Source organism: Pantoea vagans, assembly GCF_001506165.1.
In the GTDB taxonomy this organism is placed as follows: domain Bacteria; phylum Pseudomonadota; class Gammaproteobacteria; order Enterobacterales; family Enterobacteriaceae; genus Pantoea; species Pantoea vagans_C.
Genome location: NZ_CP011427.1, coordinates 3234358 through 3257479, shown reverse-complemented (window position 1 = coordinate 3257479; position 23122 = coordinate 3234358). Strand labels below are relative to the sequence as shown.

Genomic DNA, 23122 nt, shown 5'->3' with positions numbered 1-23122 from the left:
ATCATGAAAAAACTGATCGTTATCGCGTTGCTGGCGTTACAGAGTTGTGTGTCCCATGCAGCAAGCTCGGTGTTAGTCTGGCCGATTTTCCAGGTCATTGAAGCTGACCAACACGGCAGTGCCTTGTGGCTGGAGAATCGGGGAAGCCAGCCGGTGCGTTTGCAAATTCGTCTGTTAAGTTGGCAACAACAGGATTATCGCGACCGCTACGCCGATCAAAGTGACGTTATCGCCAGTCCACCGTTTGCCACTGTGCCGCCGCAACAGCGACAACTGGTGCGCTTAATTCGCACTGGCCCAGCGCCAGCTGAGGGTGAAAAAGCCTACCGTATCATTCTGGATGAGATCCCAGATGCGAATGTTCCCGTGGTGAAAAACAGCGCAGGCCTGCGTTTGCAGATGCGATATGTACTGCCTCTGTTTCTCGATAGCCAAGGCGTCTGGACCCAGACACGCAGTGATATTCGGCGCGATCCCGCCTCGGCAAGTCAGCCAAATCTAAGCTGGCAGCTGATCAATGTGCAGGGTAAAACCGTGCTGCGCATTCGCAACGCCGGCAAAGTGCATGCACGTTTGAGCCAGGTATTTTGGGGCCGCGATGCGGATATCAATACAGCGTCGTTCACGCTGGCAAAAGGTTTTCTCGGCTATGTGCTAGCGGGTCAGAGTATGCAGTTCCCTCTGCCGCCGGGGAAAACGGTGCCAATGGGGATCTCGCTGTATACCAAACTCACCGATAATGGCCCAGCGGTAGCCATCAGCCAATGATTTCAGCGCCAACGCGAAGGCTGGCGCTGCTGCCTGGCCTGCTGTTGTGCGGCGTGATGGAGGCTAACGCGGAAGTTTACGATGGTTTGCCTCCGCCACGTGCGTTACAGAGTGCGCCGACGGAATACATGCTGTGGCTGACGCTGAGTGTCAATGGTCGTAATGACGGCAGCGTGGTGCCGGTGACGGTGCAGGGTACGCACTATCTGTTGGATGCGGCAGTACTGAGGCGCAATCACATCCGGTTAGCCGACACCGCCAGCGGCATGCAGGATGTGAGTGCTCTGGCGCAGATCACTGCCCGCTATGACAGCGTGCATCAGATATTGCAGTTGCAGGTGCCGGACAGTTGGTTACCCCGGCAAGTGCTCGGCGAGCAGAAAAATGCGGCATTCCGGGCGACCAGTTCCCCCGGAATGCTGCTCAATTACGACGCTTACAGCGTAAAAAGCACGAATAGCAGCGGCTACAGCGCGGTCTGGCTGGAACAGCGTGTGTTTTCGGCTTCGGGCTATCTCTCCAATACCGGCACCTGGCGACAAGACTGGCAGTCGAAAGGTGACAGCGATAGCCGTGAGGGCTATCTGCGTTACGACACCACCTGGAAATACAGTGATGTTGATCGCATGGTGAGTTATCAGATGGGCGATGTGATCAGCAACTCGCTCAGCTGGAGTAATTCGGTGCGATTAGGTGGCCTGCGTATCAGCCGCAGTTTTGCGGTGCGTCCCGACCTGGTGACCTATCCGATGCTGAACTGGTCGGGGACCGCAGCCGTTCCCGGCAGCGTGGACGTGTTTATTAATGGCTATAAAGCCAGCAGCAACAGCCTGAATGCCGGTCCCTGGACACTCACCAGTACGCCCTATATTAACGGTGCAGGTGAAGCCACGCTGGTGACCACGGATGCTTTGGGCCGGCAGGTCGAGACCAGCATTCCGTTTTATGTCTCGAATCAACTGTTGCGCAGCGGATTGAGTGATTTTGATTTCAGTGCGGGGGCGTTGCGGCAAAACTATGGCATACGCAGTGCGGATTATGACGCAGCAGCGGTCAGCGGGTTTTATCGCTATGGCTTTAATGATCATCTGACGTTGGCGCTGCAAGGCGAGGGCCGTGGCGGCCTGGCGCGTATGGGCGCGGGTGCGGATATGGCCGTTGCACGTTTAGGCACACTTTCGCTAAGCGCCAGTCAGTCTCAATCCGGGCAGAGCGGGCAGCAATATTCCGCCGGTTACTCTTGGTATGCACCCAGCTTCAGCCTCAGTGTCAGCCATGTACAACGCACTGCGGGGTTTAGCGATCTGTCGGTCTATCACACCAGTACCACGCTGAGCCGCCGTGCTGAACAAGCCACCCTCAGCCTGGCCCCTTTTGGTCGCTGGGCGGGTACCTTTGGCGTGGGTTATTTTGATATCACCGCGCATGATGGCACGCGCACCCGGTTAGCCAATCTCTCCTGGAGCCATGGCTTGTGGGCGAACAGCAGCCTGCATCTGACACTGAATAAGACCCTGGGAGACCGGGGAATGGCGGCGCAAATCCAGTTGCTCATTCCTTTTGATCAGTCTGGATCGCTCTCCCTCTCCAGCCAGCGGGATAGCAACGGCGAGACGACACAGACAATGAGTTACAGCCGCGCCGCGCCCGCCGGGGGGGGACTGGGCTGGAATCTGGCGGCATCCCCTAACGCTGAAGGCTATCGTCAGGCCGATCTGACCTGGAAGAATCGCTATAGCGTGTTGAGTGGCGGTATCTATGGATCATCCGGCGATCGTAGCCAATGGTTTGATGCCAGTGGTGCCTTGGTGTGGATGGATAATGCCTTGTTTGCCAGCAGCAAAATCAATGATGCCTTTATCGTGGTCAGCACCTCGGGTTACAGCGGCGTGCCTGTACGTTATGAAAATCAGTTATTGGGTGAGACGGACAGCGGAGGCCACATTTTGGTGCCGTGGGTGAGCGCATGGTATCCCGCCAAACTGACTATCGATCCCCTGAATTTACCGGCGGATATTAATACACCCCAAGTGGAGCAACGGGTGGCGGTGCGCGAGGCCAGCGGCGCACTGGTGAATTTTCCACTGCGTAAAACCCGTCCACTGTTACTGACGTTGGTCGATGGCCAACATCATCCTTTACCCCCCGGCACCCTGGTGACGGAAATTCACAGCGGTCAAACCACGCAGATGGGCTATGGCGGTCAGGCGTGGTTTGACGATGTGCCGGAGCACAGTGATATCGCGGTTTCGCTCCCCGGTGGCCAGTGTCGTCACGCGCTAGTCCTGGACGGTAAGCAAGCCCAGTGCCTCGTTGGACCGCTGGTATGTGCGATGCGTGATAAACAGGAGAGGCAGCAATGAAAAGGATACTGATTAGCCTGGTGATACTGCTGGCAGGCTGGAGCAGTTCGCTGTGGGCAGCGTGCACTGCCAGTTCCAGCAGCACGGACTTTGGCAGTCTGAGTTCGTTTACGCTGGCCAGCACCGCTCAGGTGGTGGAAACCGGCACCGGCTTCACCTGTTCGGGCAGTGCGCTTTCACTTCTCAGCACCAATACGGTGACAGGCACCATGACCCGTTCAGCCAATGCGTTGGGGACCACGCCACAATTTTATAACAGCAGCACGGGCAGTTATGTGCCTTACAGCATTTGCGGTGACAGTGGCTGTAGTACGGTCTACAGCATTGGTAGCAGCAAAACCTGGAGTTCGACTTCATTGCTGGGGCTGCTGGGATTGTTCAACGCCAGCGACGGCACACTGCCGCTCTACTTAAAAACCGCCACCGGCACCAATGTGCCTGCGGGAACCTACACCGACACACTGACGATCACCTGGAACTACAGTATCTGTTTTGTCGGCGTATTGGGGATATGTTCTTACACCACGGGCACGGTAACCTCGACTATCCAGCTACAGTTTGCAGTTACTAATGACTGTGCCATCGACAGCGCGCCCGATGTGGATTTTGGCAGTGCCTCACTGCCAGCCAGTTTTGGCACGATCTCCTCGACACTGGGCATACGCTGCACCTTGAATGCGGCCTACAGCGTCAATCTTGCCAGCAGTAATGCCACCAGCGGTGACTGGCGACAAATGATCAATGGCACCTCGCTGTTGCAATATCAGCTTTATCAGCCTGATGGCTCAGCCTGGACCGCCAGTAATGACTTGAGCGAAACCGGCACGGGGGCAACGCAAAGCATCAATTACACCGCCAAGGTAAATCCGGATCAGACCAACCAGCCTGCGGGCAGTTATAGCGATACTGTGACGGTCACCGTCACCTATTGAGCGGTAGCTTCTGGCATAATGCGAGCGTGATCCCACTTTATTCAGCGCGCTACGCACAAAATGCACTTATTCGGTGCTGTAAGTTGCGCCATTAGCTACACGAGGCGAACCCCATGGAGTATGAATTTCTGCGTGATTTGACGGGTCAGGTCAAAGTCCGTATGTCGATGGACCACGAAGCGGTGGGGCACTGGTTCAACGAAGAAGTGAAAGATAATTTGGCCCTGTTGGATGAGGTCGAGGTCGCGGCTCGCGAGGTGAAGGGCACCATCAACCAGTGGCAGCGTGTCGGACACGAGTACACGATCTGGCTGGATGAGGAAGAGGTGATGATCCGCGCCAATCAGCTGGCGCTGGAAGATGACGGTATTGAGGAAGGGATGACCTATTACGACGAAGAGAGCCTCTCCTTTTGCGGGGTGGAGGATTTTCTCGCGGTGATTGCAGCGTACCGGCAATTTATGGCGGGCAAATAGCCGCCTTTATCGCAGGTCCCGTAGCGGCGCAATTAATTGCGCATGTTTAAACATCCGCGCGATAAATCGCGCCGCTACGGTATGTGGCGGTTTACACCGTGGCAATCGGCGTGGCGGGCGATCCTACCGCACCAGGTAAACGCAGCGGCGGTGCCGTGAGCAGAAACGCATGGCGCTGATGCTGTGCCAGCCAGTCGGCCAGCGGGCTTAGCAACATCAGCTCGCCGAGATATACGCCTAAACGGAACAGGCACAAATCATGCAGTGGATGAGACGGATAAAAATCATCGTTCATCGGGCGCGCCGGTAGAATTTCTACCGCCGGATTATCGGCAATCAATGCCACCACACCACTCTCCACCACCCAATTACGCAACTGCTCATCACTGCCATCCAGTCCGGCAAAATGGCTATTGAGGAAGGTCATATCCGGCTCACCCTGCATGGCCAGAATTGCTTCATCCATGCCAGTGCGGAAACAGACCATGTCGCCAGGACGGACTTCAATCGCATCCGCTTGCAGAATCTGTTGCAGATGCTGATAACCAAAGGCAAACCGCTCAGTACCGAAATGGCGTTTGATATCAATCATCACCGCGCGGCCCTGCATGCCATGCTGCGCCACATTCTCAATACCGAGTTTCCTGGCCCCTAAATGACTGCCGTGATTGCAGCCACAACCACCGCGATAATCGGTTTCACCGATGATATCCACATTCGCCTTATAGCCGTTGTAGAACACCATCTCCGGTTCGCCGTTGCCGTTAACGTCAAACCACTGCCCCATGTGCGCCAGACTGTCCCACTGGGTCGAATATTGCAGCGCCAGGGTCACGGTATCATCACAGATCACATCGGTGAGCAACGGATTATCACGCGATAACGGATAGGTCATGTTGGCGTGTTCGCCGCGCCGTGTGGCATTGAGTTGCGGTGGTGGACGGCGTGGATTCATCGCCGTCCCTCCTGGCAAATCAAGCGGCAAACTCAGGCAGAAAGTTTGTCCGGTTTTGACTTCCGTCACCCCTTCCAGCACCTTCTGCGCAGTCAGCAGATTCAGCCGACCCAGTTGATCGTCCGGGCCAAAATCGCCCCAGGTTGAGTGTGTCGGGCGTTGCTTCCAGCGAGGATTCATACCTCTCTCCTTAAATTTCCATCCAGTGCGGTAGCGGTGTCCATGCCCATCGGCTGCACACGCGGTAACCAGAAGGCATAAATCAATGCACCGACCACACCAATCACACCGGCAATCTCCAGCGGGATGACAAAGGAGTGGGTGTACTGCATGATCACGCCGATCATCACCGGCGAAATGATGCCTGCCAGATTGGCGGCCATGTTCTGAATACCGCCAATGGTGGCCACATTAGCGCGGTTCGGCGCGACATCAGAAGGCAACGCCCACAAGGCTGCGGAGGCAAAGGTGGCGGCGAAATTCGCAAAACAGAGTGCCGCCAGCGCTAATCCCACCGTCGGTGAAAACGCCGCCAGGCCGATGGTCGCACTGCCCAGCATGCCGCCCACCAAGGGGATCTTGCGGGCCACGCTGAGGGAATAACCGCGACGCACCAGGGTATCGGATAGCAACCCGCCGCACCAGCCGCCGACAATCGCCGCCAGTCCCGGCAGCATGCCCAGTAAGCCAAACTTCATCAGTGACAGATGGAAGGTTTCCACTAAATAGGTGGGGAACCAGGTGAAGAAGAAGTAAGAGACAAAGTTGATGCAGAAGAAGCCCGCCATCATCGCCTGCACGGCGCGCTGGCCCAGCAACTGTCGCACGCTCATCGGCTCACCGGTTTGCGGATCCTGATTCGCTTCAATGAATTCGACTTCTTCATGCGAAACGGTTTTATGATCGCGCGGATCGCGATACCACAGATACCAGGCCAGCGCCCAAACCACCGCCACCACACCCGAAATGACAAACGTCATGCGCCAGCCGATCAAGGCAATCAGGAAGGAGATGATCGGAATCGCCAGCGTGCCACCGATTTTGCTGCCGTTGTTAAAGGTGGCAGCGGCAAAGCTGCGCTCCTGGCGCGGGAACCAACGCGTCACCGTTGAGGAGCTGGCGGGATAGCTGGGGGCTTCCACTGCGCCCAGCACAAACCGGAAACCCACCAGCGCCGCAATCGAACTGGCGAGGCCGCAAGCCGCGGTGGCTAATCCCCATCCGAGGCTGCTGACTGCAAAAGTGATGCGGGGACCCAGCTTATCGACTAACCAGCCGCCGGGCAGTTGGAACAGCACATAGCTCCAGAAAAACGCCGAGAGTAACAAGCCGCTGTCAGTGGGCGAGAAGTGCAACTCCTGGCTCATAAACGGCATGGCGACACTCATGGCGGCGCGATCGATATAGTTAATGGCGATGCCGACGGACAGCACCGTGAGAATGACGAAACGAAATTTCCCTTTCGCTTTACTTGCCTGAATTGCAGCAGGTGATCCATTGGAATTCAGCGACATGTCGCCTCCAATTGTTTTTTATTTTCTGTAGGGGAAACGCCGCATCAGGGCGATGCGGCGGGTTTGGCACTTACGCGCCGCTCACAACGGAATGTGAATGATGCACCTGCTCCTCATCCACGATAGGTTCAACTTTGCCCATCAGGAACAGGTAGTTAAGAATACCAATCACCACCAGCACGGCAGAAAACACCAGTGCCCAGGTAAAGTGGCCGGTTGCGCCAACGATAGCGCCGGTAATAATTGGGCCGACTGCGCCGCCCATGTTTGAGACGGTATTCTGCAGGCCCGCCACAATCGACACGCTGTTTTGTGGTGCCACATCACCCGGCAGAGCCCAGACCTGAGAGGCCGCTACCGTGGTACCGGATTTGGCGATACACAGCAGCAGCACGGTCATAAATACGGAATCCGTGAACGGCGCAAAACCGATACACAGTGCCATCAGCAGACCGATGGTCAGGAACAGCTTACGGGTGGCGGTCAGTGACAGCACTTTATTGTGTACCATGCGATCGGATGCCCAACCCGCCAGCACTTCAATCACCATGCCGCAAATCAGTGGCAGTGCAGCGACCATCCCCATTTTGAGGAAATCCATGCCTTTATCTTTCACCAGGTAAGTTGGCAGCCAAGTGATAAAGAAGTAGGAGGTGTAGTTGATGGTGAAAAAGCCAATGCACATCGCCCAGATATTGCGGTAGCGCAGCAGCTTATACCACTTCATCGGTTTCACGCTTTTATCGCCGTGTTTCTGCGCCTGGCCATCACGAATGAATCGCACTTCATCCTGGCTGATCGATTTATGATCTTCCGGGTTCTCGGAATAGATGAAGTACCAGGCGATCACCCAGAACACACCGAGTGAGCCAATCACCAGGAAGGTGATGCGCCAGTCGAACATGGCGATCATAAAAACGATCAACGGCATGGCAACGGCACCACCAAACTTCGACGCGCTGTCGAACAGGCCTGAAACCGTGGCACGTTCGCGATCCGGGAACCAGCGCGCGGTAATACCGGCGTTGCTCGGGTAAGCTGCGGCTTCACCGACACCCAGCGCTAAACGCAGCGCCAGTAGGGATTTAAAGCCGGTCGCCAGGCCCATCGCCATGGTGGCAATCGACCACCAGGCAACAGCAATACCCAGACCTTTTTTCTGTCCAAAGCGATCGGCGAACCAGCCGGCCGGGATCTGCAAGAGTGCATAGGACCAGAAAAATGCCGCCATAATAAAACCCATCATCTCTGGGTTTATATCAAGTTCTTTAATCAGGTGCGGAGCGGCCGCAGAGAGTACAGTTCGGTCAATATAGTTAATGGCGATTGCCAGCCACATCAGGCCTGCAATCCACCAGCGAATACGGGTAGAGCGAGAGGTGTTATTCATATTATTTTCACCTTCCCGGCGTCCTTCGCGCTGTAGCGGCGTTGGCTGCATTCATTCCCCCCTGGAATAAGCTCCTGAGGATGAATGAATTTACCGCCTTGCTACAACACCAATGACTTGGGATATAAAATGGATTAAATAGGGGTTTGAAAAAGTTAATCCAGCCCGTTCATGATATTTACTGGGCGTTCGCCCTGTTTAATGCACTGCACTATTTGCATCACGCAGCGTTCACCAATAGCGCTGATGGCACCGTCGGTATATCCCGCGATATGCGAGGTCGGGATAAAGTTGCTCAGCGTAAACAGCGGGTGCTCCGCCAGCGGTTCCTGTTCGAACACGTCGGCAGCCGCACCGGCAATCACGTTATCCAGCAACGCCTGATAGAGGTCCTGCTCATTAACGATGCCACCGCGTGACGCGTTGATCAGGAAAGCGCTTTTCTTCATGCGCTTGATGCGCGCAGCATCAAACAGGTTTTGGGTTTTATCGGTGAGCGGCTTATGCAGCGTGATAAAATCACTGCTTTCAGTCAGTTGGTCGAGACTGACAAATTCGATACCGTGTTCTGCGGCGAATTTCTCATCCGGATAAAAATCAAAAGCGATAACGCGCATGTTGAAACCTTTGGCGCGCAACGCCACCTGCTTGCCAATATTGCCAAGGCCGATAATGCCCAACGTCTTGCCATACACGTCGGTGGCAAAGATGCGTGGCCAGTTGCCCGCCCGGGTTTCAATCGCCGCCTGAGTAATCTGGCGCGCGCTGTTGAGGATCAGCGCAAAGGCAAAATCAGCCACCGCATGTTTATTGGCATCCGGCACGTTGGTGACATAAATGCCGCGCGCGCGGGTGGCATCCAGATTGATGTTGTCAACGCCAACGCCGTGCTTACACACGATCTTCAGATGTGGCGCTTTCTCCAGCAGTGCTTCGTTGACGTCAGTGAACGCAACGATCATCGCCACGGTATCGGCCAGATGCGGTTCCAGCGCGCTGAGCGGTGCATCAGCGGGCAGGGTAATCAGCTCAAAACCGTGCTGCTGCAGGGTGTCGATGGGGGCAGCGTCGTATTTGGCGAATGAAGGTGAGGTACAGATGACTTTCATGATTCTTCCCGGTGTTAATACCCGTCATACTTCAAGCTGCAGGTGCGTTGGCTGCGTGAGCTAACCCCAGTCACTTACTTCAGTAAGCTCCTGGGGATTAACTCACTTGCCGCGTGATTCGGCTAAAGCCTCACCCTACGGGCCAGCGCTAGCGCTGTTCAAATAAGCCTGCGGCATATTTGTCCTGCAGCTCGAATTATTTAGGGTATTTAGGTGGTAAAAAGGCAAAAAGACTGCCCAAAATCATTACTGCAAATACTGATTCACGATCTGGCGGATCTTCTGCTCTTCTTCGGCAGAGAAGCTCACTGCATAGCGGCTGTTGCCTACATCAGAACCCAGCAGTGAAACCGCACGTTTCACGGTGGCCGGTGGGAAACCGACGCTGTAGAGATCGGTACGCAGACCGGTGATGTTCTCTTGCGCCTGGCGTGAACCTTCAATATCGCCCGCGTGGAAACGTGCCCAGATGGCGTTGATCTCTTTCGGTGCCACGTTGGCCAGGCCAGAAATACAGGCGGTGCAACCTTCGACAAAGCCGCGATGGATCAGCGAGTCTGGGCCAGTCAGCACGTTAAAGTTTTCCATGCCTTCTGCTGCTTGCAGGAAGCCGCTCAGGCTTTCGTAGCTGCCCGCACTGTCTTTAATGCCGATGATGTTCGGGTGCGCGGCCAGCGTGCGCACAGTCTCCGGCTGCAGGGTGTTGCCGGTACGCGCAGGGATGTTGTACAGATAAAGCGGCACATCAATCGCATCGGCCACTGCACGGTAGTGAGCGATCAACTCTTCCTGCTTCAGTGGCACGAAATAAGGTGTGATCACCGAAACGGCATCGACGCCCAGTTTGGCAATTTGCTTGCCCAGACGAATGGTTTCACGGGTAGAGATCTCACCAATATGCGCCACAACCGCTGCCGCGCCGTTCACTTCATCGACGCAGGTTTCCGTCACCGCCAGTTTCTCCTGCTCGTTCAGCACGAAGAATTCACCGTTGGTGCCGCCGCAGAAAATACCGTTGCCTGCGCTCAGCTGGCGTTGTACTTGCACGCGTTGCGCGGCTGGGTTGAATGCACCTTCGCTATCAAAAGTGGTGACGATGGCGGTTAATACGCCCTGAATTTTCTTGCTCATGATTCCCTCATTAATCCTTAGTGATTCAAAGCCGGAAACAGCGTCAGGTAGACGTTTCTCACGTCATCGGCGCTGACTTTCATCGGCACATTCTTCATCAGACGCTGCACGTCGAGCGCGGCTTCAACCAGATACGGCAGATGATCTGGGCCAATGCCCAGTTCTTCCAGACTGGCCGGTAATTTGAGACGCTTCACCAGCGCGGCGAAATACTCCACCAGCGCGTGAGATTTGGCTTCTTCATCCAGTGTGGTATCGGCATCTGGCAGTAAATCGTAGGCTTGCGCGAATTTGCTCACCGCAGCAGGGCGGACGAAGCGCATGCAAGGGGCCAGCAGAATGGCATTCGCCACGCCGTGTGGCAGGTGATATTTGCCGCCCAGAGGATAAGACATTGCATGGACCAGATGCGTCCCGGCATGAGCAATGGACGCGCCGCCATAATAGGAGGCCCACAGCATATTGAGGCGCGCCTCAAGGTTGCCCGGCTCGGCAATGGTGGTCTCAAGACTGGCGAACAACTTTTTCATGCCGATCAGTGCATAGTTATCGCTTACCGGGTTGGACACGGTGGCGGTAAAGCACTCGATCAGATGGCACAACGCATCGATACCGGTTGAAGAGGCGATGTGTGGCGGCATGCTGGTGGTCAGCTCGGGGACCAGTGCGACATAATCTGGCAGCATCACCGGTGTGATAATGCCCACCTTAGTCTCTTTCTCAGGGATCGCCAGGATCGCATTAGGCGTGGCTTCCGATCCTGTACCCGCAGTGGTCGGGATCAACAGGGATGTGGTACGGGTTTGTGGTTTTTCACCGGCCAGCAGCGCATCCAGCGTGGGTGCGCCGTCAACGCACAGGATCGACAGCAGCTTTGCGACATCCAGTACGCTGCCTCCGCCGACGCCGATCACCAGGTCCACATCTGTAGAGGGCAACGCAGCAACAATGGCAGCAACATCATGCTGGCTCGGTTCTGGTGGGACGCTGTTTACAATGCTTAAACTGCTGATCTGCTGCTTCAGCTGCGCGATCAGCGTCTGAACCGCTGGAATGCCTTCAATATTCTTATCGGTTACCAGAAGCGCTTTTTCTTTACCTTGCAGCAAATAGCTAAGGTCATTAAGCGCCTGAAAGCCACTGATCACGGTGCTGTTGATATTCATTTCATACCCTTATTGCGGTTTTTTCGTACTGAATGATTAACTTTGCTCAATCAGTGCAGGTTCTGTCACTACAGTGCCTAAATTTATAGGGCAAATTGATTTCAAATAATTTGATCTTGCTCACATATAATCAATCATGATTGAATATAATCAATCTCAACACGGCGAGCTGCCGGTAGAGGAAAGAGAATGACTTCACAGCCATGGAAAACGCCAGTCTTAGTGATCGCCGATGATTTTACCGGGGCCAATGATGCCGGTAGCGGATTGGCGCGAGCGGGCGCAAAAGTGCATGTGCTGTTTGATAGCAGCACGCCACATGATGCCAACAGTGCGGATGTACTGGTGATCAGCACCGATAGCCGAGCGGTGAGCGCCGCAGATGCTGCGCATCGTACAACGCTTGCCGTACAGCAGCATCAGGCGATTGCCCAGGATGGTTGGCTGTTTAAAAAGATCGATTCCACACTGCGCGGCAATCCAGGCGCTGAAATTGAAGCGGCATTAACAGCCAGCGGGAAAACTCTGGCGTTGGTGGTGCCTGCGGTACCCAGGTTGGGACGCACCACCCGTCAGGGAGAGGTGTGGATCAATCAGCAGCGCCTGACCGATACCGAATTTGCCAGCGATCCTAAAACGCCCGTCACCAGTAGCCATGTGTTAACCCGGCTACAAATGCAGAGTGCAATGGCGGGCGAAACGCTCGATCTGGCCACCGTGCGCAGTGGTCAACTGGCACAGGTTCTCTCCACTAAGCAGGGCCTGGTGGTGGTGGATGCCGAACAGGATGCGGATATTGCGTTATTGATGGCGGCAGCAGCAACCTTGTCCATCAGACCGCTACTGGCGGGCGCATCGGGACTGGGCGACGCGCTGGGAGAGTATCTGGCTGCACGTCCGGCACGGCCGGTCTTAGCGGTGGTGGGGTCGATGAGTGCGATTGCCCAGCAGCAGATTGCCCGTCTCGGTACTCAGCGAGAGATCCGCATTATCGACATCGATATTCGCCAGCTGTTTGCGCAGCCCGCATGGCCGCAAGCTAACGTGTGGCAACAGGCCATGCAACAAGCAATAAGTGCCGGGGCGCATTGTGTAGTGCGCACCACACAGCATGCCGATCAGCGTCACGATATTGAACAGCTCTGCCAGCAGCATCAGGTTTCACGCCAGGAATTAGGTGAACGCATTTGCCAGTTCCTGGCACAGTTAACCAGCAAGGTATGCCGACATGGGTTGCCTGCCGGTTTGTATCTTTCTGGCGGCGACGTTGCCATTGCCGTAGCACAGGCGCTGGGCGCCAGCGGTTTCCAGATTCAGGGCTTGGTGGCAGGCTGTGTGCCGCACGGGGTTCTGCTTAATAGCGAATTACACCTGCCGGTGATGACCAAAGCGGGTGGCTTTGGCGACGAAAACACCCTGGTAGAAGCCATCCGTTTCATTGAGGAGAAGTCGAGTGAATAAAATTATTGCGGTGACCATGGGCGATCCGGCGGGCATCAGCCCGGAGATCATCATTAAAGCGTTAGCAGAAGGCGAGCTGGCGGGTATTCCCGCGGTGGTGATCGGCTGCGCCAGCACGCTGCGTCGGGTGATGGGATTGAACATTACGCCGCAGGCTGAACTGCGCGTGCTGGATCAAGTGAAAGATGCGCATTTTGCACCCGGCATTATTAACGTGATTGACGAACCTCTGGCAAATCCTGAAGCCCTTAAGCCAGGTGTCGTGCAGAAAGAAGCGGGCGATTTGGCCTGGCGATGTGTGAAGCGTGCCACTGAACTGGCGCTGGCGGGTGACGTCCATGCGATTGCCACAGCACCGCTGAATAAAGAAGCGCTGCACTCAGCAGGGCATATTTATCCGGGGCACACTGAGCTGTTGGCGCAACTCACCAACACCAAAAATTACGCGATGGTGCTGTACACCGATCACCTCAAGGTGATTCACGTGACCACCCACATTGCGCTGCGTAAGTTCCTCGACACCCTGAATGGCGAACGTATTCAGACGGTAATTGGTATGGCGGATAGTTTCCTGCGCCGCGTCGGCTTTGACAATCCTCGTATTGCCGTGGCCGGTGTGAATCCGCATGCAGGTGAGAACGGTCTGTTTGGTGATGAAGAGATCACTACCGTCGCGCCGGCAATCAAAGTGATGAAAGAGAAGGGGATTGATGTCTATGGCCCTTGCCCGCCGGATACCGTGTTCCTGCAGTGTCAGCAGGGGCAGTACGATATGGTGGTGGCGATGTATCACGATCAAGGTCATATCCCACTGAAACTATTAGGCTTTTATGACGGCGTCAACATCACTGCGGGATTGCCTTTTATCCGTACTTCGGCGGACCATGGCACGGCGTTTGATATCGCCTGGACAGGTAAAGCGAACTCTGCGAGCATGGCGATCTCCATTAAACTCGCGATGCAGCTAGCATAGGGAAATATGAAGGGACAAAGCCGTCTCGACCAGATTATGGACTATTTGAAAAGTCATAATCTGGTCACTGTAGAACAGCTGGTGAGTGCGATTTCTGCCTCGCCTGCGACGATCCGCCGCGATCTGATCAAGCTCGACAAGGAAGGCGTCATTAGCCGCAGCCATGGCGGTGTGACGCTTAATCGCTTCATTCCTGCTCAGCCCACCACGCTGGAGAAGATGCAGCGTAATCTGGCTGAGAAGCAAGCCATCGCGCAGTTTGCCGCCAGCTATGTCAAGACGGGCGATTCTGTGGTGCTGGATGCGGGCACCACCATGCTGGAGCTGGCGCGTCAATTGACCCATCTGCAGTTGCGCGTCATCACCGCAGACCTGCATATCGCGTTATTCCTGTCTGAATTTAAGCAGATTGAAACCACCATTATTGGTGGCCGTATTGATGATTCCAGCCAGTCTTGCATTGGGGAACACGGTCGCCGTCTGTTACGCAGTATCAATCCGGATATCGCTTTTGTCAGCTGTAACTCGTGGAGTATCGAACGCGGTATTACCACGCCGACGGAAGATAAAGCCGGGCTGAAGATGGATCTGCTGGCCAATGCACGTCGCCGGATTTTGCTGGCGGATAGCAGTAAGTATGGCTCCTGGTCGCTGTATTGCGCCGCGCCGATTGATAGCCTGACCGATGTGGTGACCGATGCCCGTCTGGATGAAGTGGTGTGCCGCGATCTGCGCGAGCGCGGGATAGGGCTGCAACTGACTGCCTGACTATTTCCCTCACCCTAACCCTCTCCCGCAAGCGGGCGAGGGGACCGCCCGCAGAACATGCCAAATTTCACACGTTTTACTCCCTCTCCCATTGAGAGAGGGCGGGGTGAGGGTATTAGCACCCACCGAACTACAACAGCTTCAACCCCGTCGCCGGAATATTGCGGCCGTAATAAATCTCGCGCATCTCTTTCCACAGCAGATTGGTAATCCGCTTGTGTTCCTGCGGACTCAGCTCTTCAGGCTTGGTGTTGAACAGATAATATTTCAGGTCAAATTCCTTCAGCAACATCTTGGTGTGGAAGATATTTTCCTGATAAACGTTCACATCCACCATGTCGTACATTGCCTTCATATCTTCGGACATAAAGTTCTGAATCGAATTGATCTCATGGTCGATGAAGTGCTTAACGCCGTTCACATCGCGGGTAAAACCGCGTACGCGATAATCAATAGTGACGATGTCAGATTCCAGCTGGTGTATCAGGTAATTCAACGCTTTGAGCGGTGAAATCACGCCACAAGTGGAGACTTCGATATCGGCGCGGAAAGTACATAAACCCCCTTCAGGATGACTTTCCGGATAGGTGTGTACGCAGATATGGCTTTTATCTAAGTGCGCTACCACCGAATTGGGCAACGGACCTGGGATTTCTGATTGATCAATATCCTGCGGGTTGATCGGCTCCTCACTCACCAAAATCGTGACGCTGGCTCCCTGAGGTTCATAATCCTGACGCGCAATATTCAACACGTTGGCACCAATAATCGAACAGGTCTCCGTCAGGATTTCCGTGAGGCGGTTGGCATTGTATTGCTCATCAATATACGCGATATAACCATCACGCTCGGCTTCGCTGTTGGCGTAGCAAATATCGTAAATACAAAAACTCAGGCTTTTCGTCAGATTATTGAAGCCGTGTAGTTTCAGCTTTTGCAATTTCGTCACTCCTCACACGACAAAGCATTCAGCAGGTACTGCGGCAGGGCGAAGCTACCGACATGAATCGCAGGATTGTAGTAACGGCAGCGCAGGTCCGCATCGTCCAAGCGCGATTGCAAAGTGGCTGCATCCCACTGGCGCTGGGTTTCGTTGTCCGTGGCCCAGGCGAAGGTCATGATGCCGCCATAATAAGTAGGGATCGCCGCCTGATAAAAACTGACGTCTGAGAAGTAGTGGCTGAGTTTACGATGGCTGTTAATGGCTTCTTCTTGTTGCAGGAAGCAGACCCCATTTTGCGCGACGAAGATGCCGCCTGGATTTAAGGCATTTTTACAGCCCGCATAGAACTCGGAGGTGAACAGACTCTCACCTGGCCCAATAGGATCGGTGCAGTCAGAGATAATGACGTCGAACTTCTCTTCGGTCTGATTAACGAAATTGACGCCATCATCAATCACCAGGTTCAATCGCGTATCGTCAAAAGCCCCTGCGCTGTGATTCGGCAGGTACTCTTTGCAGAAACTCACCACGCCCGCATCGATTTCCACCATGGTGATCTGTTCAACCGATGAGTGGCGTGAAACTTCACGCAGCATAGCACCGTCGCCACCGCCAATAATCAGCACACGTTTTGCTTTGCCGTGCGCCAGAATCGGCACGTGGGTCATCATTTCGTGGTAGATGAACTCATCGCGTTCGGTGGTTTGCACCACGCCATCCAGCGCCATCACTCGCCCAAAGGCGGCATTTTCAAAGATCACCAGATCCTGATGCGCGGTCTTATCGCGATAAAGCAGTTTATCTACCGTGAAATACTGTCCAAATCCGGCATGAAGCGTCTCATACCACATTTCATTTTGGGCCATGATGGGGCTCTCCTCTAATGTCATCGCCATGAAAATGGAACAAAAAAGGATAGCGAATTATGACCGTGGTTGCACGGTCAAATCTTCAGCAGGAGAGCGGTGTAGTGGGCTATTTGACGTAAGCGAGCAGACTCAGCGAATCACGCGCCAGCGACTTACATTTCTTGTCGTTGGTGATGGCGATACCGCTCAAATCTTTATAGCTCTCTTCGCCGAGGGATTTCATATTGTAGTTACTGTAGTTGCTCAGATCCCAACGGTTCTGCTGGGCGAAAAACACCAGTGCTTTACGAATCTGCGCATCCGGTAAATCCTGATAACCGCAATCATTCTTCAGGTAGACAAACACCGCGGTGAGGTCAGCCAGATCTTCTGCTTCGGATTCGCTCAGCGCAAAACTGGTGGAGGAGAAGCCAAGGAGTCCCGCCAGCAGCAGGATCTTGATGCTTTTCGTCATAATCATTCTCAACAAGGGACAATTTATTGACGTTAGCACAGTTATTGCAGGGATTCCGCTAAATTTGCCGAAATGGGCCATTCCCACGGTTTTTATCAGTGCATTCTGTTTCAGGGCTTGACCCTCCCACAGGGGAAAGGTTTACGCTGTGCCCTTATTCACGACAAGGATAAGAATATGCAACGTCGTCATTTTCTAAAGTTGACCGCTGCGCTCAGCGCTGCGGGTGCGCTGCCGCTGTGGAGTCGCTCGCTAATGGCGGCTACGCGCCCGCTCTTACCGATTCCCTCTATTTTACAGCCTGATGCCCACGGGCAGTACACGCTCACGGCGATGAGCGGCACCAGCCAATGGAACGGCAAAGCGGTCCCCACCTGGGGCTACAACGGTAATCTGCTTGGTCCAGCACTGCGCTTGCAGCGTGAGAAAGCGGTGACCGTCAATATTCATAACCGCCTGGCTGAAGGCACCACGGTGCACTGGCATGGGCTGGAAATACCCGGCGACGTGGATGGCGGCCCGCAGGCGGTGATCGCGCCTGGTGCATCACGACAAGTGACTTTCACCCCAGACCAGCCCGCCGCAACGTGCTGGTTCCATCCCCATCAGCATGGCAAAACCGGCTATCAGGTGGCGCAAGGATTAGCGGGCTTGGTGCTGCTCGAGGATGAAGACTCTGGCAAATTGCGCCTGCCGATGCAGTGGGGCGAAGACGATGTCCCGTTGATTTTCCAGGACAAACAATTGACCAAAGATGGCGCTCGCATCGATTATCAACTCGATATCATGCGTGCGGCGGTGGGCTGGTTTGGCGACATGATGCTGACCAACGGCGTGCAGTATCCGCAGCAGGCAGTGCCGCGCGGCTGGTTACGTCTGCGGTTACTCAATGGTTGTAATGCGCGATCGCTGGATATCGCCACCAGCGATCGCCGTGCAATGTATGTCATTGCCAGCGATGGTGGGTTACTGGCGGAGCCGGTGAAGGTTGACCACCTGCCGTTGCTGCCGGGTGAGCGCTTTGAAGTGATGATTGATACTTCCGATGGCAAAACCTTCGATATGGTGACGCTGCCGGTGACACAAATGGGTATGACGCTGGCCCCGTTTGATCAGCCTTTGCCGCTGGTGCAGATCTTGCCACTGCGCGTGATGGCGAGCGGTTCCCTGCCGGATAAGCTGGTGGATCTGCCGCCATTACCTTCAGCCGAAGGGGTGCAAAACCGCTGGCTGCAGCTGATGATGGACCCGCAGTTGGATCAACAAGGGATGCAGGCGTTGATGGATCGTTACGGCCATAAAGCCATGGGCGACATGAAGATGGACCATGGCAGCATGGACATGGGTGACGGCGCGATGAAAATGGACCATGGCAGTATGGACATGAGTGGCGGCGCGATGAAGATGGACCATGGCAGTAAGCCGATGGACCACGGCAGCGAGAGCAAAACCGCTGGATACGATTTCCATAACGGCAATAAAATCAACGGTCAGGCATTCAACATGACCAAGCCGATGTTTAATGCCGAACTGGGCAAGCTGGAGAAGTGGACGATTTCCGGCGAGGGCGACGCGATGCTGCATCCTTTCCATATTCATGGCGCACAGTTCCGCATTCTGTCAGAAAACGGCAAGCCGCCTGCAGCGCATCGTGCCGGCTGGAAAGATATGGTCAGCGTCAACGGCTGGCGCAGCGAAGTGCTGGTGCAGTTCAACTATGTCGCTAATGCCGATAATGCCTATATGGCCCACTGTCATCTGTTGGAGCATGAAGATACCGGCATGATGCTCGGGTTTACGGTCAGTTAACTAACACCGTTTCATCATTGCGCACGTCTCGGTCGCCATAAATGGCGACCCTACGAAAATCGGTGTGATTTACCGTAGGGTGCGCATTGATGCGCACTGGAAAAGATTACGCTGATTGAGCCGCCTCCAGCGCCAGCCGGATATCTTCGATCAGATCCTCGGCGTGCTCGATACCAATCGACAATCGTACCGTGGCATCCGTAATGCCAATGCGCTGTCGCACCTCCTGCGGCACGCCCGAGTGGGTGGTGCTGCCCGGATGGCTGGCGAGCGATTCAGTGCCACCCAAACTCACCGCCAACTTAAACAGCTCCAACGCATTGAGAAAACGGAAGGCCGCCGGTTGTCCGCCTTTAATATCAAAGGAAAAGGTTGAACCCGCACCGCTGCACTGACGTTGATAAGTCTCGCCGGCTGGGCTGCTTTCATCGAGATAAGGCAGCCAGTGCAGTTTCTCCACCTGCTCATGATCGCGCAAATAGGCCGCGACTTTTTCCGCATTGCTGGCGGCTTTTTCCATCCTCAACGACAGCGTTTCCAGCGAACGACCAATCATCCAGCTGGAATGGGGATCAAGCTGCGTGCCAATGGCGCTGCGCAGCGATCGCACTTTGCCTACCAAGGCTTTGTTGCCAAGCACTGCCCCTGCAATCAAATCTGAATGGCCGCCGACATACTTGGTCAACGAGTAGAGCGATAAGTCTGCGCCGTGCTGCAGCGGATGCTGGAACAGGGGGCCAAGCAGGGTGTTATCACAGGCCAGAATCGGCCGCGATCCTTGCTGTTGCGTGATGACATCTGCCACCTGTTTCATCAATTGAATGTCGACCAGACTGTTGGTGGGATTGGCGGGCGTTTCAATCAGAATCAGCGCCACCCGACCGCGCTGCCATGCCAGTTTGGCGGCCTCATACACTTTGTCTTCATCGGTGCCATCGCTGAAACCCACGGCCTTGATCTCAAGGTCGTGCAGGGTTTTGCTTAACAGCGTTTCGGTGCCGCCGTACAGCGGCTGTGAATGCAATATCACTTCTCCGGGGCGGGCGAAGGCCAGCAGCGTGGTGGCGATCGCTGACATGCCGGATGAGAACAGGGCGGCGCTCTCGGCACCTTCATAGATCGCTAGCCGATCTTCGACGATTTCACTGTTGGGATGGTTAAAGCGCGAATAGACCAGCCCGCCGCTTTTGCCTTCCGGCGGCTGTTTACGTCCGGCCACGTAATCAAAGAAATCCTGCCCCTCTTCGGCGCTGTTAAACACAAAGGTGGAGGTGAGAAACACCGGCGGTTTCACCGCGCCCTCGGACAGCCGCGGATCGTAGCCATAGTTCAGCATTTGCGTTTCCGGATGCAGATCGTGGGTGCTAATCTGCGTTTTTTTACTGGATGAAGCGGCCATAAGATCTCCAGAGGTCACCGGTGAGAGGGCGGGAAGTTTCCTGTAGTTAAGGTCAGAGCAATAAATTTTGCCACGGTATCGTTTGCGTTCTGTGCGCCGCGTTAGAGGTTGGTTCGACTATGATAGACTTCGTGGCTTTCTGAAAAACCTTAACCAGGCGAATGCAATGAAACACACCGTCGACGTGATGATCTCTGAGCAGGAGATCGCAACCCGTATTGCCGAACTGGGCAAGCAGATAAGCGAACACTACCGCAGCAGCGGCAGCGAAATGGTTTTAGTGGGCCTGCTGCGCGGTTCCTTTATGTTTATGGCCGATCTGTGTCGCGCGATTGATGTGCCGCACGAAGTCGATTTTATGACCGCGTCCAGCTACGGCAGCGGTATGTCATCCACCCGCGATGTGAAGATCCTTAAAGATCTCGACGAAGATATTCGTGGCAAAGATGTGTTGATCGTGGAAGACATCATCGACTCCGGAAACACGCTAAGCAAAGTGCGTGAAATCTTGCGTCTGCGTGAGCCAAAATCACTGGCCATCTGCACCCTGCTAGATAAACCCGAGCGCCGCGAAGTCGAAGTGACCGTTGAATACGTTGGCTTCACCATTCCAGATGAGTTCGTTGTAGGCTTTGGTATCGACTACGCGCAACGCTATCGCCATTTGCCGTACATCGGCAAAGTTATCCCAACCGGTGAATAACCGCACAATCTTCCAAGGCTAATCCCTTTAGCCTGCGATAAGATGCGCAGCCCGCGAGTCACTGACTTACGGGCTATGCTCGCGTTCCCCTGCGACAAGCAGAGTGGTAAAGTGTGGCGGGCGCTTCATCTTTGATTTTTCACTTATTATCTCTGAATAACCCCGCACGCTCGCTGTGAGCGCACTATCATTTCATAGGGCTTTGATGTCACTACAACAGGGTATGGATTCGCAATGACTTATGCACTGGAACTTTCCGGGCTGACCAAAACCTATCCCGGCGGCGTACAGGCGCTGAAGAAGCTGGATCTCAACGTAGAGGCTGGCGATTTTTACGCACTGCTCGGGCCGAATGGCGCGGGTAAATCCACCACCATCGGCATTATCAGTTCACTGGTGAATAAATCCGGTGGCAGCGTGCGCGTATTTGGTTATGACCTGGAAAAAGATGTGGTCAACGCCAAGCGCCAGCTCGGTTTGGTGCCACAGGAATTCAACTTTAACCCGTTTGAAACCGTGATGCAGATTGTGGTGAATCAGGCTGGTTACTACGGCGTAGAGCGCAGTGAGGCCAACAAGCGCGCCGAGAAATACCTCAACCAGCTCGATCTATGGGGTAAACGCAACGAGCGTGCGCGTATGCTTTCGGGCGGCATGAAGCGTCGTCTGATGATTGCGCGTGCACTGATGCATGAGCCAAAGCTGCTGATCCTCGACGAACCCACCGCTGGCGTGGATATTGAACTGCGCCGCTCGATGTGGACCTTCCTGAAAGATCTCAATATCAAAGGCACCACCATTATTCTCACCACTCACTATCTGGAAGAGGCCGAAATGCTGTGCCGTAACATCGGCATTATTCAGAGCGGCGAACTGGTGGAAAACACCTCGATGAAAGGTCTGCTGTCGAAGCTGCAATCAGAAACCTTCATTCTGGATCTTGCGCCGCGTAGCCCGCTGCCGCAGCTGGAAGGTTTCCAGTATCGTCTGGTGGATACCTCTACGCTGGAAGTGGAAGTGATGCGTGAGCAGGGTCTGAATAGCGTGTTCAGCCAACTGAGCGCGCAGGGCGTGCAGGTGTTGAGTATGCGTAATAAAGCGAACCGCCTTGAAGAGCTGTTCGTCAGCCTGACCCAGGGAAAAGGAGCAAAAGCATGACACATCTTTACTGGGTGGCACTGAAGAGTATCTGGGCCAAGGAGATCAACCGCTTTGCACGCATCTGGATTCAGACGCTGGTGCCGCCGGTGATCACCATGACGCTCTATTTTATTATTTTTGGTAATCTGATTGGTTCACGTATTGGTGATATGCATGGCTTTAGCTATATGCAGTTTATCGTACCGGGCCTGATCATGATGGCGGTGATCACCAATGCCTATGCCAACGTAGCCTCATCGTTCTTTAGCGCTAAATTCCAGCGCAATATTGAAGAGCTGCTGGTGGCACCGGTGCCGACGCATATTATCATTGCCGGTTATGTGGGTGGTGGCGTGGCGCGTGGCGTGTGTGTCGGGATTTTGGTGACCGCCATTTCACTGTTCTTTGTGCCATTCCACGTGCATTCCTGGTCGATGGTGGCCCTGACGCTGCTGCTGACCGCGATTCTGTTCTCGCTGGCGGGTCTGCTGAATGCGGTGTTTGCGCGCACCTTTGACGATATCAGTTTGATTCCGACCTTCGTGTTAACACCGTTGACCTATCTGGGCGGGGTGTTCTATTCGCTGACGTTGCTGCCACCTTTCTGGCAGGCGGTGTCGAAGCTGAACCCGGTGGTGTATATGATCAGCGGTTTCCGCTACGGTTTTCTCGGCATTAATGATGTGCCACTGGTGTTCACCTTGTCGGTGCTGATTGCGTTTATCGTGGTGTTTTACGTATTGGTGTATGCGCTGATTCAGCGTGGACGCGGCTTACGTACCTAGTCACATCCGCTATT

At 54.7% G+C, this 23122-nt stretch carries 21 protein-coding genes; 11 read left to right on the top strand and 10 right to left on the bottom strand.

Annotated features, from left to right (window positions below; all coding sequences use genetic code 11):
* The first annotated feature begins 3 nt into the window (after window positions 1-3).
* The 4 genes from LK04_RS15240 to yacL all read left to right on the top strand — a co-directional run bounded on the left by LK04_RS15240 (window position 4) and on the right by yacL (window position 4539).
* Entirely contained in the window at window positions 4-768 is a 765-nt protein-coding gene (locus tag LK04_RS15240) for a molecular chaperone (RefSeq protein WP_039331309.1), read from the top strand.
* A complete protein-coding gene (locus LK04_RS15235; RefSeq protein WP_039331308.1) occupies window positions 765-3131 on the top strand; it encodes a fimbria/pilus outer membrane usher protein in 2367 nt (788 codons plus the stop codon). Before LK04_RS15240 ends, LK04_RS15235 begins: the two co-directional genes overlap by 4 nt.
* Window positions 3128-4063 (top strand): spore coat U domain-containing protein, encoded by a 936-nt coding sequence (locus LK04_RS15230; protein ID WP_039331305.1) that lies wholly within the window; start codon window positions 3128-3130, stop codon window positions 4061-4063. Before LK04_RS15235 ends, LK04_RS15230 begins: the two co-directional genes overlap by 4 nt.
* Before the next feature lie 113 nt (window positions 4064-4176).
* A complete protein-coding gene (yacL, locus tag LK04_RS15225; RefSeq protein WP_039331304.1) occupies window positions 4177-4539 on the top strand; it encodes a protein YacL in 363 nt (120 codons plus the stop codon).
* 91 nt (window positions 4540-4630) lie between these two features.
* On the opposite strand, the gene LK04_RS15220 is transcribed toward yacL, so the two are convergent.
* From LK04_RS15220 to LK04_RS15195, 6 genes are all read right to left on the bottom strand, one after another.
* Window positions 4631-5674, bottom strand: coding sequence for a cyclase family protein (locus LK04_RS15220; protein WP_039331302.1), 1044 nt, complete (start codon window positions 5672-5674; stop codon window positions 4631-4633).
* Window positions 5671-7008, bottom strand: a complete 1338-nt coding sequence (locus tag LK04_RS15215; RefSeq protein WP_039331300.1) for an MFS transporter — start codon at window positions 7006-7008, stop codon at window positions 5671-5673. The genes LK04_RS15220 and LK04_RS15215 overlap by 4 nt, the downstream gene beginning before the upstream one ends.
* Window positions 7009-7078: 70 nt before the next feature.
* Window positions 7079-8398 carry an MFS transporter gene (locus LK04_RS15210; protein ID WP_039331345.1) on the bottom strand — a complete coding sequence of 440 codons (1320 nt, stop codon included), beginning with the start codon at window positions 8396-8398 and terminating at the stop codon, window positions 7079-7081.
* Window positions 8399-8553: 155 nt separating this feature from the next.
* Entirely contained in the window at window positions 8554-9507 is a 954-nt protein-coding gene (locus LK04_RS15205; protein WP_039331299.1) for a phosphoglycerate dehydrogenase, read from the bottom strand.
* A gap of 246 nt (window positions 9508-9753) precedes the next feature.
* The gene (locus tag LK04_RS15200; RefSeq protein WP_039331298.1) at window positions 9754-10638 is read right to left on the bottom strand and encodes a dihydrodipicolinate synthase family protein; all 885 of its coding nucleotides are present in this window, start codon (window positions 10636-10638) and stop codon (window positions 9754-9756) included.
* Between the two features lie 17 nt (window positions 10639-10655).
* On the bottom strand, window positions 10656-11804 hold the full coding sequence (locus tag LK04_RS15195) for an iron-containing alcohol dehydrogenase (RefSeq protein WP_039331296.1): 1149 nt from the start codon (window positions 11802-11804) through the stop codon (window positions 10656-10658).
* A 189-nt stretch (window positions 11805-11993) separates the two neighbouring features.
* Between LK04_RS15195 and dtnK the strand changes: the two genes are divergently transcribed.
* Genes dtnK through LK04_RS15180 form a run of 3 tightly spaced genes read left to right on the top strand, consistent with a single transcriptional unit; the run spans window position 11994 to window position 15006 of the window.
* Complete coding sequence (gene dtnK, locus LK04_RS15190; RefSeq protein WP_039331294.1) at window positions 11994-13265, top strand: D-threonate kinase; 1272 nt, start codon at window positions 11994-11996, stop codon at window positions 13263-13265.
* Window positions 13258-14238 (top strand): D-threonate 4-phosphate dehydrogenase, encoded by a 981-nt coding sequence (locus LK04_RS15185; protein WP_039331292.1) that lies wholly within the window; start codon window positions 13258-13260, stop codon window positions 14236-14238. Before dtnK ends, LK04_RS15185 begins: the two co-directional genes overlap by 8 nt.
* Before the next feature lie 6 nt (window positions 14239-14244).
* Entirely contained in the window at window positions 14245-15006 is a 762-nt protein-coding gene (locus tag LK04_RS15180) for a DeoR/GlpR family DNA-binding transcription regulator (protein ID WP_039331290.1), read from the top strand.
* A 130-nt stretch (window positions 15007-15136) separates the two neighbouring features.
* Here LK04_RS15180 and speD read toward each other — a convergent pair whose 3' ends face one another.
* From speD to LK04_RS15165, 3 genes are all read right to left on the bottom strand, one after another.
* Window positions 15137-15946 (bottom strand): adenosylmethionine decarboxylase, encoded by an 810-nt coding sequence (speD, locus tag LK04_RS15175; protein ID WP_039331288.1) that lies wholly within the window; start codon window positions 15944-15946, stop codon window positions 15137-15139.
* Window positions 15947-15951: 5 nt separating this feature from the next.
* The gene (gene speE, locus LK04_RS15170) at window positions 15952-16815 is read right to left on the bottom strand and encodes a polyamine aminopropyltransferase (protein ID WP_039331285.1); all 864 of its coding nucleotides are present in this window, start codon (window positions 16813-16815) and stop codon (window positions 15952-15954) included.
* Between the two features lie 109 nt (window positions 16816-16924).
* Window positions 16925-17272, bottom strand: a complete 348-nt coding sequence (locus LK04_RS15165) for a YacC family pilotin-like protein (RefSeq protein WP_007888732.1) — start codon at window positions 17270-17272, stop codon at window positions 16925-16927.
* 177 nt (window positions 17273-17449) lie between these two features.
* Here LK04_RS15165 and cueO point away from each other — a divergent pair, with 177 nt between their 5' ends.
* Window positions 17450-19081, top strand: coding sequence for a multicopper oxidase CueO (cueO, locus tag LK04_RS15160; protein WP_039331282.1), 1632 nt, complete (start codon window positions 17450-17452; stop codon window positions 19079-19081).
* Between the two features lie 106 nt (window positions 19082-19187).
* Here the strand turns inward: cueO and LK04_RS15155 are convergent, their stop codons facing one another.
* On the bottom strand, window positions 19188-20480 hold the full coding sequence (locus tag LK04_RS15155; RefSeq protein ID WP_039331279.1) for a cystathionine gamma-synthase family protein: 1293 nt from the start codon (window positions 20478-20480) through the stop codon (window positions 19188-19190).
* Between the two features lie 166 nt (window positions 20481-20646).
* Here LK04_RS15155 and hpt point away from each other — a divergent pair, with 166 nt between their 5' ends.
* The 3 genes from hpt to LK04_RS15140 all read left to right on the top strand — a co-directional run bounded on the left by hpt (window position 20647) and on the right by LK04_RS15140 (window position 23108).
* Window positions 20647-21183 carry a hypoxanthine phosphoribosyltransferase gene (gene hpt / locus LK04_RS15150; protein WP_039331277.1) on the top strand — a complete coding sequence of 179 codons (537 nt, stop codon included), beginning with the start codon at window positions 20647-20649 and terminating at the stop codon, window positions 21181-21183.
* A gap of 234 nt (window positions 21184-21417) precedes the next feature.
* Window positions 21418-22341 (top strand): ABC transporter ATP-binding protein, encoded by a 924-nt coding sequence (locus LK04_RS15145; protein ID WP_039331274.1) that lies wholly within the window; start codon window positions 21418-21420, stop codon window positions 22339-22341.
* Window positions 22338-23108 carry an ABC transporter permease gene (locus tag LK04_RS15140; protein WP_034829563.1) on the top strand — a complete coding sequence of 257 codons (771 nt, stop codon included), beginning with the start codon at window positions 22338-22340 and terminating at the stop codon, window positions 23106-23108. The genes LK04_RS15145 and LK04_RS15140 overlap by 4 nt, the downstream gene beginning before the upstream one ends.
* The last annotated feature ends 14 nt before the right edge of the window (window positions 23109-23122 follow it).

Excerpts from the sequence above, each read along its gene's own strand:
- LK04_RS15240 (WP_039331309.1), top strand. The coding sequence starts at position 4 with ATGAAAAAACTGATCGTTATCGCGTTGCTGGCGTTACAGAGTTGTGTG.
- LK04_RS15235 (WP_039331308.1), top strand. The coding sequence starts at position 765 with ATGATTTCAGCGCCAACGCGAAGGCTGGCGCTGCTGCCTGGCCTGCTG.
- LK04_RS15230 (WP_039331305.1), top strand. The coding sequence starts at position 3,128 with ATGAAAAGGATACTGATTAGCCTGGTGATACTGCTGGCAGGCTGGAGC.
- yacL (WP_039331304.1), top strand. The coding sequence starts at position 4,177 with ATGGAGTATGAATTTCTGCGTGATTTGACGGGTCAGGTCAAAGTCCGT.
- LK04_RS15220 (WP_039331302.1), bottom strand. The coding sequence starts at position 5,674 with ATGAATCCTCGCTGGAAGCAACGCCCGACACACTCAACCTGGGGCGAT.
- LK04_RS15215 (WP_039331300.1), bottom strand. The coding sequence starts at position 7,008 with ATGTCGCTGAATTCCAATGGATCACCTGCTGCAATTCAGGCAAGTAAA.
- LK04_RS15210 (WP_039331345.1), bottom strand. The coding sequence starts at position 8,398 with ATGAATAACACCTCTCGCTCTACCCGTATTCGCTGGTGGATTGCAGGC.
- LK04_RS15205 (WP_039331299.1), bottom strand. The coding sequence starts at position 9,507 with ATGAAAGTCATCTGTACCTCACCTTCATTCGCCAAATACGACGCTGCC.
- LK04_RS15200 (WP_039331298.1), bottom strand. The coding sequence starts at position 10,638 with ATGAGCAAGAAAATTCAGGGCGTATTAACCGCCATCGTCACCACTTTT.
- LK04_RS15195 (WP_039331296.1), bottom strand. The coding sequence starts at position 11,804 with ATGAATATCAACAGCACCGTGATCAGTGGCTTTCAGGCGCTTAATGAC.
- dtnK (WP_039331294.1), top strand. The coding sequence starts at position 11,994 with ATGACTTCACAGCCATGGAAAACGCCAGTCTTAGTGATCGCCGATGAT.
- LK04_RS15180 (WP_039331290.1), top strand. The coding sequence starts at position 14,245 with ATGAAGGGACAAAGCCGTCTCGACCAGATTATGGACTATTTGAAAAGT.
- speE (WP_039331285.1), bottom strand. The coding sequence starts at position 16,815 with ATGGCCCAAAATGAAATGTGGTATGAGACGCTTCATGCCGGATTTGGA.
- LK04_RS15165 (WP_007888732.1), bottom strand. The coding sequence starts at position 17,272 with ATGACGAAAAGCATCAAGATCCTGCTGCTGGCGGGACTCCTTGGCTTC.
- cueO (WP_039331282.1), top strand. The coding sequence starts at position 17,450 with ATGCAACGTCGTCATTTTCTAAAGTTGACCGCTGCGCTCAGCGCTGCG.
- LK04_RS15155 (WP_039331279.1), bottom strand. The coding sequence starts at position 20,480 with ATGGCCGCTTCATCCAGTAAAAAAACGCAGATTAGCACCCACGATCTG.
- hpt (WP_039331277.1), top strand. The coding sequence starts at position 20,647 with ATGAAACACACCGTCGACGTGATGATCTCTGAGCAGGAGATCGCAACC.
- LK04_RS15145 (WP_039331274.1), top strand. The coding sequence starts at position 21,418 with ATGACTTATGCACTGGAACTTTCCGGGCTGACCAAAACCTATCCCGGC.
- LK04_RS15140 (WP_034829563.1), top strand. The coding sequence starts at position 22,338 with ATGACACATCTTTACTGGGTGGCACTGAAGAGTATCTGGGCCAAGGAG.